Origin of the sequence: Weissella viridescens, from assembly GCF_003862435.1 — a bacterium.
GTDB lineage: Bacteria > Bacillota > Bacilli > Lactobacillales > Lactobacillaceae > Weissella > Weissella viridescens_A.
Genome location: NZ_RHGY01000001.1, coordinates 122334 through 137027, shown reverse-complemented (window position 1 = coordinate 137027; position 14694 = coordinate 122334). Strand labels below are relative to the sequence as shown.

The following is a 14694-nucleotide window of genomic DNA, read 5'->3' as shown; positions in this document are numbered from 1 at the left end:
CTTTACTCTCCTTCGAAATAATTATGTTTTTGCAAGAAGTCTTTTGCGACCACAGAAGGTTCTTTCAAGTTGTTGTCGACTTGATAGTTCAACTGCTGCATTTGCTTGGTATCAATCTTACCTTCAAGCTTTGACAACGCCTTCTTCAAACCAGGCGTTGTGTTCAATGTAACGTTATCGACCACAGGACATGCGTCATATGGAGGGAAGTAGTGACGATCATCTTTAAGCATCGTCAAATCATAACTTCCGATACGACCATCGGTGGTATAACCAAGCACAACATCCATCTTCTTACTTGCCACGGCCGTATAAACCAAACCAATTTGCATTGGGTGGATTGACTTGAATGGGAAGTAAGTCTTCTTAAAGCCATCGTATCCGTCACCTTGACGCGTAACCCAGGCCGTATCAACTCCAAGACTCAACTTATCAGCAACCTTTTCCATGTCACTGACCTTCTTCAAGTGATACTTTTTAGCAGTATCCTTACGGACCAAGAACACATACGTATTTTCAAAGCCATATGATGGGAACCAAGTCTCATTATATTTCTTCTCAAATTCATCATGGACTGTGTTAAAGGCCTTTTGTGGATTCTTTTCAGCTGGCAAGCCCAACGTGGTTGTTAAGTCAGTTCCCGTATAACGGGCGGCTGAAACTTGCGCATCCCCATTGGTCATCGCCTTTTGATTAATCGTCGTTGTCGCCAAATTATTAATCACACGAGTTGGACGACCAGTATAGTGTGAAATCATATCAGCATTAATGCTTCCCAAAGTTTGCGCTTCAGATGTAATTCCACCCGTAACTGTAATGGGCTTGTTTTCTGTTTGGGGTGGCATTAGCCAGAAATATCCGGCTAGCAAAACAATAAATGCCAAGACCCCAATCACAATGTTGCGGACTTTTTTCTTAGTGGTCATTAGCGAGCCCTCCGTTCTGCATCTTCACGGGCTTGTTGTTTTTCGTCTTTATCTTCTTGCAAAAGGAATGCTTTTGGCGTCATAATGCGTTCCAACTTAGACAATAGGAAGTCAACAACCAAGGCAATGATGGTAACTGGAATGGTACCAGCGAAGATCAATTCTGGTTGGTAGTTGTACAATCCACTAAAGATTAGGTCTCCTAATCCACCGGCTCCAATATATGAAGCAAGGGTTGCCCAAGAAATGACATAAATTGCAGACAAATGAATTCCAGCCATGATCGTTGGCAAAGCAATTGGCAATTCAACCATAAAGATCGATTGGATATTACTCATTCCCATGCCACGGGCAACGTCACGATATTCATCACTCACGTTACTCATTCCCAAATACGTGTTACGCAAGATAGGAAGCAATGAATAAATGAATAGCGCAATAATCGCTGGTGTGCGTCCAATACCAAAGATTGGTAGCATTAACGTCAAAAGCGCCAAAGAAGGAATCGTTTGCAACGCACTCACCACGTTAATGATGGGATTTGCTAATTTATTCGCACGCGTTAGCGCAATACCGGCAGGCACGGCCACGATGATACCAAAGAACAAGGCAATTGCAGAAATATAAATATGTTGGCCACTCTTCGTAAGGATTTGTGAACCATATTCTGAAATAAAGGATTGCATCGACTATACCTCCTTGGCGTCAGTAGTAGCTGGTGCTCCATCATCGGTTGCAGAGGTAGAAGTGTCAGCATTTGCTGCCTGATCAGCATCAAAGTCGGAATCAGAAGTTCCCCAAATCGTATCGTAAACTAAGTCAACCAATGATGAACGGGTCAAAATACCCACAACACGCTTTTTATCGTCGACGACTGGCACCGTCTTCAAACCAAGGTTCAAGATACGTTGCAAAGTATTCTTAAGCAAATCTGTTTCTTTAACGAATGGTACATCAACCATGATATCGCCGACACTTGATGCATGATCACGTTGCTTGTTTAGGTTTTGCACATCAACAACACCCTTGAGGACACCAGAATTATCAGTGACAATCAATGAGTCAACACGCTTTTCCTTCATAAGGGTAATCGCATCGCTCAATGAACGGTCGGTGTGAATCGTAATCGCGCCATCACTCATCACAGACTTAACTTGCGTATCGTCTGGTTGTGCTTGCAACAAACGTTCCTCACCAATCAACTCTTCAACGAATTCATTTGCCGGGTGACGCAAAACGTTATCTGGCGTATCAAATTGAATCACATGTCCATGACTCATGACAACCAAACGATTGGCAAGCTTCAAGGCTTCATCCATATCGTGGGTAACGAAAATAACCGTCTTACCCAACTTCACTTGCAATGACTTAATCAAGTCTTGCAAAGATTCACGGGTAATTGGATCTAACGCGCCAAAAGGTTCGTCCATTAGAATAATATCTTGGTCAGCAGCCAAAGCACGCACAACCCCAATACGTTGTTGTTGTCCACCTGATAGTTCAAATGGATAACGATCCAACATTTCGCGAGGCAACTCAACCAAATCAATCATCTTGTTGGCGGTCTTCTCACGTTCAACTTCGTCTACTTTTAAGAGACGTTGGACTAGGGTGATATTTTCACGAATTGTCATGTGGGGCATCAAACCGATGCTTTGGATCACATATCCAATCCGACGACGTAATTCAACCGGATTAAGGGTTGCGACGTCTTTATCATCTACCAAGATTTTCCCGGCAGTCGGTGTGTTCATTCGGTTGATCATCCGCATTAGGGTTGTCTTACCACTACCACTGGTACCGATGAAACAAATGAACTCTCCCTTATTAAAACTCAAATCAATGTCTTCCACTGCGACTTTAGCGCCGTCATAAACTTTGGAAACATTTTGAAATTCAATAAAACCACTCATAAACTCTACCTCGTCCCAAATTTTTCAGCGTTAAGGCTTATCTCGCTCAACGCATCACTTATACATTATCTATCTTTACACAATCTTTCCAAAATTACAAATCAATGACTTTTAAATAGCATTCAGTTACGTTACTAAATTTATTCATACTTTATAAATACATAAAACCTTAAAAGTGGCTATATTCCGCGCTACTAAGCTTATATTTGAATATAAATTGTTTGGTAGCGTTTTCTTATCTACCCCACTATGTAAAAACGTAAAGAAAAGTTTTACATAGAGCCGAAATTGGTCTTCAAGAATGTGCAATAAATCACGTAAAACCGGAAGGATACGGGTTCTTGGCTAGTCATATGGCATTTAAATACCGAACATTCTTGTGGAAAAGTTGTGGAAAAAAACGGGTTAATCGTTTTAATATTTAGAAACATTTAAGATAATATTTCAGAACTGTGTTATTTAAGCCCTAAACCCTTATAGACTGCCATTCTCTGCTATAATCTTAAGTGTAACTTATTTTATTTTTTCTACTTTTTAGGAGTACAGAGAGGACTATTTATAATGTTTTACATTATCGTTAACTTTTTGAGTATCTTTGTCTTTTTAGGCATTGCATTCTTATTCTCAAACGATCGCAAGAACGTGAAGTGGTCACGCATCTTGTTGGTTGTTGCTTTGGAATTGTTGTTGGCCTGGTTCTTCATGAAGTTCAGTATCGGTCAAGATATTGTTAAGGGTGCTGCTGATGCCTTCGCTTGGATTGTTCAAGCCGCTAACATCGGTATTGCCTTTGCCCTACCAGATTGGTTGAAGCCAACAACTGGTATGCCAAACTTCGTGACAAGCGCATTGCTTCCAATGTTGCTTGTTGTGCCATTGTTTGACATCTTGACTTACATTGGTATCTTGCCATGGTTAGTTAAGTGGATTGGACGCGGATTGTCATTCATTACTGGACAACCAAAGTTTGAAGCTTTCTTCTCAGTTGAAATGATGTTCCTTGGTAACACTGAAGTGCTTGCCGTTTCTGGTGCCCAATTGAACGCCATGAGCGCTCGTCGTAACTACACATTGGCATTGATGTCAATGAGCTGTGTGACGGCCGCTATCCTTGGTGCTTATACATCAATGGTTCCTGGTCAATATGTTATGGCCGCTGTACCCCTAAACATTTTGGGTGCGATTGTTATTTCTTCATTGCTTAACCCAGTTGAGGTTTCACCTGAAGAAGATACAATTGCCTCAATTCATAAAGAAGGTGAGAAGCGCGAACCATTCTTCTCATTCTTGGGTGACTCAATCTTGAACGCGGGTCGTTTGATTTTGATCATCACTGCCACTGTTATTGCCTTCGTTGCGTTGGCTGGATTCATCGACAAGGTCTTTGCCTTAACTGGTTTGCACTGGTTGTCATTGGAAAACATCTTTGGAGTTGTGCTATTCCCATTCGCTTGGTTGCTAGGTTTCGACCCACACCAAGCCTTCCAAATTGCGCAATACATGGGTACAAAGTTAGTTACTAACGAATTCGTTGTTATGGGTAAGGTTTCTAAGGACATCATGGCCGGAACTGGATTGTTCGCAAACGAACACGCCAAGGCTGTTTTGACGGTCTTCCTTACTAGCTTTGCTAACTTCAGTACCGTTGGTATGATTCTAGGTGCCTTCAAGGGTCTTGTTTCAAAGGAAAAGAGCGATTATATCGCAGCTCACGTACCACAGATGCTTCTTTCAGGAATCTTGGTATCATTGCTTTCAGCCGCTGCTGCCGGACTATTCGTTTGGTAATCGTTGCTTAAGGAGGAATCATCCAACATGGCAAAACCTGTCATTTTAGATATGGATCCCGGAATCGATGATGCTGCCGCCATTGCGGTTGCTGTTAATCGTCCCGATTTAGATGTTAAATTAATTACTGCAGTTGCTGGAAATGTCAGTGTTGAAAAAACAACCAACAACTCACTTAAACTACTTGAATTTTTTGACCGGACTGATATTCCAGTTGCGCAAGGAGCCAAGGCTCCTTTGAAGCGCGAATTCAAAGACGCTTCTTATATTCACGGTGAATCTGGTATGCCTGGTTATGACTTCCCTGAAGTCACAACAAAGCCCCTCGCCATTGACGCCGTTGAAGCCATTCATCAAGTTTTAAATGAAAGTGCTGAACCCATTACCATCATTGGTACGGGTGCCTACACGAACTTAGCTTTACTTTTGGAACAACATCCTGAAGATACCCCATTAATTAAGGAATTCATCTTAATGGGTGGGTCAATCTCAGGTGGTAATGTTAGTTCAGTCGCTGAATTTAACGTTTTCACCGATCCAGATGCTGCATCAATCGTTTTCCAAAGCGGTCTTCCGATTACCATGATTGGATTGGACGTGACACTAAATGCCCTACTAACTGCCGAAAGTACCAACGCTTTGCGTGATATGGGACCAGCTGGTGAAATGTTGTACGGCATTGTTACAGCTTATGAAGACGTGCATGTTGGTGGTAAGCCTATGCATGATGTGAACACCATTTTGTATGCTGTTGATCCTAGCGTGATTGAAACCAAGCCATTTGCCGTTGATGTCGTGACTGAAGGTCCGGCTATCGGCGCAACGGTTGCTGATTTTCAATATCGTTGGCATGAACCTGGCTACACGAACGTCAATGTTGGCGTTGGCATTGATGCTGATGCTTTCAATACTTGGTTCTTAGAACAAGTTGCTGCAATGAACAAATAGAGATTGGAGAAACCCATGGCTCGTAAAAAAATGATTCTTGATTTAGATACTGGGGTTGATGACGCATTAGCAATTGCTTATGCGCTAGCCACACCAGATGCTGATTTGATTGGAATCGCTGCTTCTTATGGAAACACTTTGGTTGATACCGCTGCTGAAAATAGCCTCAAGCTATTGGAATTGCTCGGTGCTACTGACGTTCCGGTTTATCGTGGCTTCAGTCATTCTTCAACAACGGATGATTTTGAAACGATGGACATCTCAATGGATATTCATGGTAAAAACGGAATTGGTAACGTTGAATTAGCTGCGGCAGCCCGCCCAGTTGAATCAACACCAGCCGCTGATTTCATGATTGAAGCAGCGCATACCTACCAAGACAATTTGATTATTGTGCCAACTGGTCCATTAACTAATCTTGCGGCAGCGATGCAAAAAGATCCTGAAATTGTCGACCTAATTGGTAACATTACCCTCATGGGTGGTGCCTTGACCGTTCCTGGTAATGTGACACCTTACACTGAGGCGAACATCAACCAAGACCCTGAAGCTGCTGATTATGTTTATAAGCATGCCAAGCACTTGGTCATGGTTGGTCTTGATGTCACCATGCAAACCCTTTTGACAAAAAAGGAAACCCAAGAGTGGCGCGACTTAGGGACAGAGAAGGGTCGTGTCTTTGCTGACATTTTCGACTACTATATTGAGGCTTATGATCGTTTGGATATCGATAAGCGTGGTGCCGCCTTGCACGACCCACTAGCTGTCGGTGTTGCGGTTGATCCAAAGTTGGTGACATTGTTGCCAATTAACATGATGGTTACCCACGAAGACGGACGTACCATTGGTGATCCTGAACGTGCGCTAGATCCTGTTAAAACAGACTTTGCAGCCGTTGAAGTTGATACTGCTGATTATCTTGATCGCTTTATGAACTACACAAACCAAATTCTAGGTTAAACAAAAAACCACTGCTATCCATGCAGTGGTTTTTTTGTGGTTATACTTTCTAAAATAAGTTGCATCAACTGTAATACAGTTATAAAAGTTTATCTTGCTCAAGCTCACTGGTAGCGCCCGGTGAACTTTTTTAGAACCGTTATTGATTAACGGAATAGTTATTGAATTTCTTATTGGAGAAATATAACAGACCAATACCGATATAACTCACTCCGAAAATCACCATAAAGATTTTCCAATCCATAAATTTAGCGAGATATCCAAACAACAATGAACCCACTGATAACGTCGAAATCGTGATGGTTGAAAAGGCACTGAGGACTTCACCCATTTTTTCATGAGGAATTTCGGCTTGAAGAATTGGCTTTTGGACAACTTGGCTCACTCCCAAGAAAATAAAGGCAATAAACCAAACGACCAATAACATATACTTATTCGAGAAAATTGAAATTGGTAATAAAATCATCCCAAAAATAATATCGGCAACCCATAGAATGCGTCCGACATTATAGCGTTTCAACACGTGGTTCACAACGAAAGTACCACCAACCATAATGCCAATCGAACTCCCGGCGGTCAGTAGACCAAAGTAAGCTGATCCACCAAAAGCTTTCCCCATGGTTAACGTATACACATTCAAGCCACCAAACATCAGGTTTCCAAATGCAGCCCCAAAAGCAAATGTCCGTAATAACCGGTTGTCCATCAAAGCTCTAAATCCAGATAAGATATCACTTTTTTCATCTGAGGCTGTTGGCTCAGCTACATGTTTAGTTGCACTATCACTATCTAAGCGACTGAAAGTCAGAATTGACAGGATGAACGTGATGATATCAACAACTAGTAATGACATGTATGACATTACGGCCAATAAAAATCCAGCGATTGACGTAAAGACATAGTCCGTTCCATTGTAGGCAAACGACATATACATTTCTGCTTTAGGTAAATCTTCTTTTTGCATAATCGAAGGGACATAGGCATCTTGCACCGTATAAGTGTTGAGTGAAGCAGTCGCTGCCACAAAAACCGCAATGAAAATAATCACTAGTGAAAGTGTTGGCGCTTGATGATGAATCGCCATACCACCAATAATCACCAGTACAGCTAACAACTGTACAAATTCGAGCAAAATGAGCGTTTTCTTCTTATTCCAACGATCAATCGCTTTACCAAACAGAAATGCAAAGACTGTTGGTAGGAAAATAATACTGTTTAGTACCCCAACTAACATCGTACTTTTCGTAACATCTAAGATGTACCATGATAGGACCAACATATAGATTGAATCCCCACAATTGGAAATTAATCTACCTGAAAATAAATATCTGAAATCTCTGTATTTTTTTAACATGAATCACACCTAACACCTCTTGCCGCATCGTTTATGAATGATAGCTAACCGTATTCTAATATAATGTTAATAATACACTTTTCACTTGGTTTTGTCTTTAAAATCTCACAGATTTAGCAAACAAGACGTTCAATGGTTAAATATGCTACAATCAATGCAAAGAGACATGTCGAGGTTGAAGTACCCATGAAAACGAACCCATATATACGCTTTAGTATTTATGCAAGTCTAATTAGTTTATTGTTACTGTTACAAAACAGCCAACATTTATTCCAATTAAATCTGTTGATTACCCTCATTACGATTTGGGCATGTTTGCTGTTTTTTGCGTATTTTGAAGCACAACATATGAAACAACAACAGCACATCACAAACGCCTTACGTCGACAGCCAGAGCTAATTCCAATCATTCTAGCCAGAACGTCACTGACCAAGGCAGATATCAATGCGCTGATGCAACCGCAACGTTCATATCGCAGTTCGACACTGACCCAGATTCAAAAAATCATTACACAATACCAGGAGAATTAATATGATTGCAAAAGTCATTTGGCGCTTTATCACCATTATTTTACCGCTTGCAACCGTTGCCCTCGTTTTCGTCTTTCCGCAGACGTGGGCGCGCATTACTTTCGTCATATTAGCATTATTTGAAGCCTTAGTTTTTTATTTAATCGAAAAGCTACTACGTGATCCAAATAATGATCCAGACGATTATACAAAATAAAAAGCAGCAGACTTTTAGGTCTGCTGCTTTTATTTTTTATCATCAGATTTAGGCGCAAAAGCCAGTAGATAAAAGACACCAGGAATCACAAAGGTTCCAATAATCTTCCCAGCATCACGCGCACCATCGGAAAAATCCATTGATGTAATTTGTACAACCGCGGCTAAGGTCAGAATCAAGGCAATGACTAACGCCCATTTCCGCTCAACTTTTAAATGTTTCATGTTAGCTCCTCATGCGTTCTTTCTATCATTCTAGCACATATGCTGGGTTACATAGCTAAAAAATACATTCACCCCGTTCCAAAACTACCCGACCAATCTGGCTTTTGGATGGATATATTTTAAAAGGCAATCCTTTAAAGATATCATTTTTACCTAAGACACGCTCTATGGACTTTGCTAAAGCGTAATAATCTTCCTTGGTCTGACAATCTGCAATCATTACCCCTTCGCTATGATTATCATTTACCAGTAATGCGTCATGTAAGTGTGGTGTATATTGTCGTAATTCCTCAGCCATGGGCTTCAGGCTTTTTTTCAACTTATAAACCCCCTGCTGAACGACGACCATCTCACCAGGAATACTGAACTCTTCAGCTTTAATCAACCACATCTGTCCACGCATATGTAATAAGATACCATCAATCAAGCGCTTTTCTTGCTTTAAACTACAAAATATACCCTTTAGTGAAAATTGAAGCATCTTATGTGGACCAACATACTCTGATTTATCAAGGTAGCAGTCCCAATAACTAACATTCGCATCCTCAAAGAAATCACTATTACCAATAATAAGGTATTGGCTCATTCAATAGCCATTATTCTTACAAGGCATATACACCTTCAAATTTGACAGCATCCGAGTAAAACGCGGGTTATACATCGTGCAATCTGGTGCATTCAGCATCATTTCCAACTCATCCATGTCTACAACCGTATTTTCGACAGTCGGGCGTTGTAATTGTGTGTCGTAACTTTCAATTTTTTCCGGCACCTGCTTGCGCTTTAAACTTGTTTGATAGCTTTCAATTTTACCATTATGCGTGTTTTGATTCTCTGTCACCATCTTCGTTTCCCATCCCCACAAAAAAGGGACTGCATCGCTGTAGTCCCCTTTTATTTTATTCAAATACCATTTGATTATGGTACAACTCAGCATAGAAGCCGTCTTGAGCTAAGAGCTCTTGATGTGTACCTTCTTCAATAATATTTCCGTTTTTCAAAACAACAATCTTATCAGCATTTAAAATGGTCTTCAATCGGTGCGCAATGACAAAACTTGTTCGTCCAGCAATCACGTTGTCCATTGCCTTTTGAATCTTCGCTTCAGTCACTGTGTCCACGTTTGAAGTGGCCTCATCCAAAATCAAGAGTTCTGGATTTGTCAAAATTGTTCGAGCAATTGAAAGCAATTGCTTTTGTCCGGTTGAGAAGACTGAGTTTTCATCACTCACTTCTGTATCGTACTGATCAGGCAATGACATGATGAAATCATGAATATTTGCTTGCTTAGCTGCCGCAACGACTTCATCATCGGTGGCGTCAGGCTTTCCATACGTGATGTTATAACGAATGGTTCCCGTGAAAATGATTGAATCTTGCAACACAATCCCAACATGGTCACGCAAATTCTTCAATGACATATCACGAACGTCGATACCATCGAACTTTACTGCTCCCGAATCAACATCGTAGAAACGATTCAATAGGTTCATCACCGTCGTCTTACCTGATCCAGTTGGACCAACCAAAGCAACCATCTTGCCCTTATCCACTCCAATTGAAATCCCATGCAAAATTTCTTTACCTGGATTATAACTAAAGTGAATATCGTCCAATTCCACCTTATCCTTCAACCCATCAAAAGCAACGGGCTCGGCTGGACTGACTTCATCCTTTTGTGCAAAGACTTCGTCAAGACGACGCGCTCCGGTCACAGCCAATTGCAACATGTTGTACGTTGACGTGATTTGGCTGATTGGTTGGTAGAATTGTTGTGAGAAGTTCACGAACATCACAATCATCCCTAAGGCAGTTGCACGATCTAAACTACCGTTCAATGCTAAGTAACCACCAAAGAAAATCACAATCGCCGTATTAACCAGGCTCATCCCCATCATCAATGGATTCAGGATTCCTGACCAAACTTGACCACGATAAGTTGCTTGTTGCACCTTATCATTGTGTTCCATAAATTCATCAATTGAACCAGCTTGCAAACCATTCGTGATAATCACCTTTTCACCATTGATTTGTTCGTTCACGTATCCATTTAAGTGACCAACTTCATCCTGTTGAAGGTTCACATAGTGTTGCGCCTTCGTAATGATGATCACTGATAATAATACCGCAACGGGCGTTGATGCGATGGTTACCCATGCCAACTGTACGTTTTGGTGGAACATCATAATCACAACTCCAATTAACAATACTAATTGAGCGAACAGCTGGAAAATGGCTTCATTCATTGCGTTGAAGATATTGTCCAAATCAGATGTAAAGCGTGACAGCACTTCACCGTCACGATGTGAATCAAAATACTTCACTGTCATCCGTTGAATCTTAGCAAACAATCCAGTTCGCATATCATCCACTGAACGTGATGAAACAACGGCTTGAGCCATTGAAACAATGAAGAAACCGACTCCCATCATCACAATAAAGAGGACAAACATTTCCACTGCATTGTAAATCTGCGTCATTGACGCTTGTTTAGCTGTGGCTGGGTTTGACTTTAACATCAGGTAGTTCGCAATTTCTTGAATCGCCTTTCCCATATAAACGGGCGCTTTAACTTGAAAATACGTTGCCACAATTGTAAACACAGCAATGATTAACATCCCTAGCTTGTAGTGCTTAAAATATCGGGCAAAGAATTTTATTGCATGCCATAAACTCTGCATTAGTCAATCACCTCCTGTGCTTTTTGGGTCTCGTAAATTTCACGATAAACCGGTGATGAAGCTACTAATTCACTATGCGTTCCCGCAGCAATCAGTTCACCATCTTGCATGACAAAGATACGATCAGCTTTAATCACTGATGAAATCTTTTCTGCAATCACAAATTTTGTTGTATCAGGTAAGTCCGCTTCAAGCGCCTCTTGAACCAACTTTTCTGAACGTGCATCCAAAGCTGACGTTGAATCATCCAAAATCAAAACAGATGGATCCCCAATCACCCCACGGGCAATTGACAGACGTTGCTTTTGACCCCCAGAAAAGTTTGACGACCGCTCTTCGACTTCGTGTTCATACTGATCATCATACTTTTCAATAAATTCAGACGCTTGGGCCATATCGGCGGCATGCTTCATATCAGCACCATCAGCATCAAACTTTCCTTGCTTCAAGTTATCTGAAATTTTACCGGAGAATAAAATCGCCTTTTGTTGGACAAAGGCAACGGCCTTACGTAACGACTTTTCATTCACCTTTTTCAAATTTTCATGACCTACTTCAACAACACCATCTGTTGGGTCATATAAACGCGGAATCAATTGCGCTAAGGTTGACTTACCTGACCCAGTGGCTCCAACCAGTCCAATCATCTCACCCTGCTTGACCTTAAAGGAAATATCCTTCAAAACTTCATGCTCATCACCGGGATAAGCAAATGAAACGTGATCAAATTCAACATCACCTGACAACTTTTCTTCAGGAGCATTGTTATCAAAGGTAAGGTCAGGCTTGGTATCCATCACTTCCTTAATTCGCTTCGTTGATTCAATTCCACGGGCAGCAAACATTGACATAAATCCAGCCATGACAATGGCATTCATGATTTGCATCAAGTAGTTCACAAATGACGTCAAAGCACCTAGCATTGTTGGATCTGAAACAATATTCCGGGCCACAAAAATAATTGACACGGCAATCGCTAATTCACCAATCAACATAAACGCTGGCATCAAAATACCAAAGAGGTAACCAATCTTAATATTGATGTCCGTTAATTGCTTTGAATTGGCATCAAAACGGCGTTCCTCATTTTGTTCTTGGTTAAATGACTTAACCACTCGAACACCTTGTAGGTTTTCTTTAGCCATGTTGTTGGTTGTATCCAAAAGGTTTTGGAACTTAGCAAACAACTTACCCATTGGTGACAAAACACCCATGGTAATCAAAACGACTAGCACCACCATGACCAAAATCACCCACCACAAACGTGGCAAAGTCGTTAAAGCCAATACCAACGCACCAATAAACAAAATTGGCACACGTAAAAGAGATTGGAAAAAGACCATGACAATGGTTTGGACCTGCTGCACATCGTTGGTCATGCGGACAACAAGGCTTCCCGTTGAGAAACGTTCAATATTTCCAAATGAGAAAGTTTGGACTTTCTTATACTCAGCAGCACGGATATCCGCAGCTGTTCCCGTTCCAATTTTGACCGCGAATAACGTATTAATCGCTCCCGCGACTAGTCCAATCAGCGCCACCACAATTAACTGGATTCCCAATGGAATCATAAGATTCATCTTATCTTCAGCAATCGCTTGGACAACTTGTTGTAGCAACTTTGGTTGCCATAAAGATGTAATCGCTGCGATAGCAATCGTGACTACCGCCCAAATGACATCCTTTCTATATTTCCCAATATATGGGAGTAAAAATTTCACCATATCGTTCTCCTATACTTCGCGCCTTAACATGTGTTCTTATTCTATCACAATATTTTAATAAATCACGCAAAACCTTAGTGTTATCAACACATTTAAAAATCTGTATCATTTGTAAGCTAAAAAAACGAAAACACACCTAAGATTAGGTGTGTTTTGATTTATTAGTCAATCACGTATTTTTCAAATCGTCCCAATTGTGTTGGGGTTAAAATCACTTGCATTTGCGTTCCGTTCTCAACATATTCAGTTGATAAGACCGTTGCTTGATCGTTCAATTCTGAAACCACTTGGCCTTGGTCAAATGGAATCAACACAGTCTTTTCAATCAAATCAGAAAAGATGTGTTGGCGAATCGCATCAAGTAACATATCTTGTGAACTTTCCTCAGGCGCTGAAAGAATGAGGTCATCGCCTTCACGTTCAGGGTATGGCACATCTTCGCACTTGTCGGCTTTATTATAAACGACAATCATCGGAATATCGCCAACCCCGATTTCTTTAAGCGTATCAGCCGTCGTCTTCATCATTTCCTTGTAATTTGGATCTGAATAGTCGACCACTTGCACCAAAAGATCTGCTGAAGCAGCTTCAGCTAAGGTTGCCTTAAAGGCCGCAACTAAACCGTGGGGTAAGTGTGACACGAAACCAACCGTATCAGAAAGCAAGAAACTTTGCTTATCTGGCAAGTTCAATTTACGGACTGATGTTTCCAAAGTCGCAAACAGCATATCAGCTTGGAAGACGGTCTTATCTTGGTTTTCACCAAAGCGGCGCACCAACGCGTTCATAATCGTTGATTTACCGGCATTAGTATATCCAATCAAGGCCACATTTTTAATATTTTCTTTTTCACGACGGGCACGACGCGTTGCATCATCCGCTTCAATTTCAGCTAATTCCTTACGCAATTCACCAATTTGATGTTCAATATGACGACGGTTCATTTCAAGCTTCGTCTCACCAGCTCCACGACTGGTAAAGCTACCACCATTACCACCAGTTTGCTGATCCAAACGCACATTCATTGAGGTACGTAGACGTGGCAACTGGTACTGTAATTGCGCAATTTCAACCTGAAGCTTAGCAACCTTCGTCTTGGCACGAGAAGCGAAAATGTCCAAGATTAACGCTGTTCGGTCAATTACTGTCACACCCGTGCCTGCTTCTAAATTACGAATTTGCGAAGGCGTCAATTCATCATTGGTTACCACCATGTCAACTTGATAGTAATCAACCGCTTCTTTTAGCGCTTCCACTTTCCCTTTTCCAAAATAAGTCCCCGGATTTGGACGGTCCAACTTTTGTGTGACGGTTGCCACTGGGTCCATATGGTTTGCTTCGACTAAATTAGCCAGCTCTTCCATTTGATAATCGAAATCATCATTTTGTCGATCTAACCCAGCTAAGATTACCGGGCGTTTTTCGTCCATTTCATTTTCTATCATTTAA

Annotated in this window: 15 protein-coding genes; 5 read left to right on the top strand and 10 right to left on the bottom strand. The window is 41.2% G+C overall.

The annotated features are described in order from the left end of the window. Positions 1–2: 2 nt before the first annotated feature. The 3 genes from D3P96_RS00680 to D3P96_RS00670 are packed head-to-tail and all read right to left on the bottom strand — an operon-like array spanning position 3 to position 2839. Positions 3–926 carry an osmoprotectant ABC transporter substrate-binding protein gene (locus D3P96_RS00680; RefSeq protein ID WP_124942511.1) on the bottom strand — a complete coding sequence of 308 codons (924 nt, stop codon included), beginning with the start codon at positions 924–926 and terminating at the stop codon, positions 3–5. Next, positions 926–1612 carry an ABC transporter permease gene (locus D3P96_RS00675; protein WP_124942510.1) on the bottom strand — a complete coding sequence of 229 codons (687 nt, stop codon included), beginning with the start codon at positions 1610–1612 and terminating at the stop codon, positions 926–928. Before D3P96_RS00675 ends, D3P96_RS00680 begins: the two co-directional genes overlap by 1 nt. A gap of 3 nt (positions 1613–1615) precedes the next feature. Further along, a complete protein-coding gene (locus D3P96_RS00670; RefSeq protein ID WP_124942509.1) occupies positions 1616–2839 on the bottom strand; it encodes a betaine/proline/choline family ABC transporter ATP-binding protein in 1224 nt (407 codons plus the stop codon). 561 nt (positions 2840–3400) lie between these two features. Here D3P96_RS00670 and D3P96_RS00665 point away from each other — a divergent pair. Genes D3P96_RS00665 through D3P96_RS00655 form a run of 3 tightly spaced genes read left to right on the top strand, consistent with a single transcriptional unit; the run spans position 3401 to position 6535 of the window. Next, positions 3401–4627 (top strand): NupC/NupG family nucleoside CNT transporter, encoded by a 1227-nt coding sequence (locus D3P96_RS00665; RefSeq protein WP_124942508.1) that lies wholly within the window; start codon positions 3401–3403, stop codon positions 4625–4627. Positions 4628–4654: 27 nt separating this feature from the next. After that, on the top strand, positions 4655–5575 hold the full coding sequence (gene rihC / locus D3P96_RS00660; protein ID WP_124942507.1) for a ribonucleoside hydrolase RihC: 921 nt from the start codon (positions 4655–4657) through the stop codon (positions 5573–5575). Positions 5576–5590: 15 nt separating this feature from the next. After that, positions 5591–6535: a nucleoside hydrolase gene (locus D3P96_RS00655; protein ID WP_124942506.1), complete on the top strand. Its 945-nt coding sequence runs from the start codon at positions 5591–5593 to the stop codon at positions 6533–6535. A gap of 139 nt (positions 6536–6674) precedes the next feature. On the opposite strand, the gene D3P96_RS00650 is transcribed toward D3P96_RS00655, so the two are convergent. Further along, entirely contained in the window at positions 6675–7889 is a 1215-nt protein-coding gene (locus tag D3P96_RS00650; RefSeq protein WP_124942505.1) for an MFS transporter, read from the bottom strand. Between the two features lie 132 nt (positions 7890–8021). Between D3P96_RS00650 and D3P96_RS08290 the strand changes: the two genes are divergently transcribed. Both D3P96_RS08290 and D3P96_RS00640 read left to right on the top strand, forming a co-directional pair. Next, entirely contained in the window at positions 8022–8420 is a 399-nt protein-coding gene (locus tag D3P96_RS08290; RefSeq protein WP_185696037.1) for a hypothetical protein, read from the top strand. Position 8421: 1 nt separating this feature from the next. Next, positions 8422–8616: a hypothetical protein gene (locus tag D3P96_RS00640; RefSeq protein WP_124942503.1), complete on the top strand. Its 195-nt coding sequence runs from the start codon at positions 8422–8424 to the stop codon at positions 8614–8616. A 29-nt stretch (positions 8617–8645) separates the two neighbouring features. Here D3P96_RS00640 and D3P96_RS00635 read toward each other — a convergent pair whose 3' ends face one another. The 6 genes from D3P96_RS00635 to hflX all read right to left on the bottom strand — a co-directional run bounded on the left by D3P96_RS00635 (position 8646) and on the right by hflX (position 14690). Further along, positions 8646–8840 carry a hypothetical protein gene (locus tag D3P96_RS00635; RefSeq protein ID WP_124942502.1) on the bottom strand — a complete coding sequence of 65 codons (195 nt, stop codon included), beginning with the start codon at positions 8838–8840 and terminating at the stop codon, positions 8646–8648. A gap of 55 nt (positions 8841–8895) precedes the next feature. Beyond that, positions 8896–9426, bottom strand: coding sequence for a hypothetical protein (locus tag D3P96_RS00630; RefSeq protein WP_124942501.1), 531 nt, complete (start codon positions 9424–9426; stop codon positions 8896–8898). Then, on the bottom strand, positions 9427–9684 hold the full coding sequence (locus tag D3P96_RS00625; protein WP_124942500.1) for a hypothetical protein: 258 nt from the start codon (positions 9682–9684) through the stop codon (positions 9427–9429). It abuts the gene before it with no gap. Positions 9685–9739: 55 nt separating this feature from the next. Next, positions 9740–11521: an ABC transporter ATP-binding protein gene (locus D3P96_RS00620; RefSeq protein ID WP_124942499.1), complete on the bottom strand. Its 1782-nt coding sequence runs from the start codon at positions 11519–11521 to the stop codon at positions 9740–9742. After that, on the bottom strand, positions 11521–13242 hold the full coding sequence (locus D3P96_RS00615) for an ABC transporter ATP-binding protein (RefSeq protein ID WP_221621567.1): 1722 nt from the start codon (positions 13240–13242) through the stop codon (positions 11521–11523). The genes D3P96_RS00620 and D3P96_RS00615 overlap by 1 nt, the downstream gene beginning before the upstream one ends. 164 nt (positions 13243–13406) lie before the next feature. Continuing rightward, on the bottom strand, positions 13407–14690 hold the full coding sequence (gene hflX / locus D3P96_RS00610; protein ID WP_124942497.1) for a GTPase HflX: 1284 nt from the start codon (positions 14688–14690) through the stop codon (positions 13407–13409). Between the last annotated feature and the right edge of the window lie 4 nt (positions 14691–14694).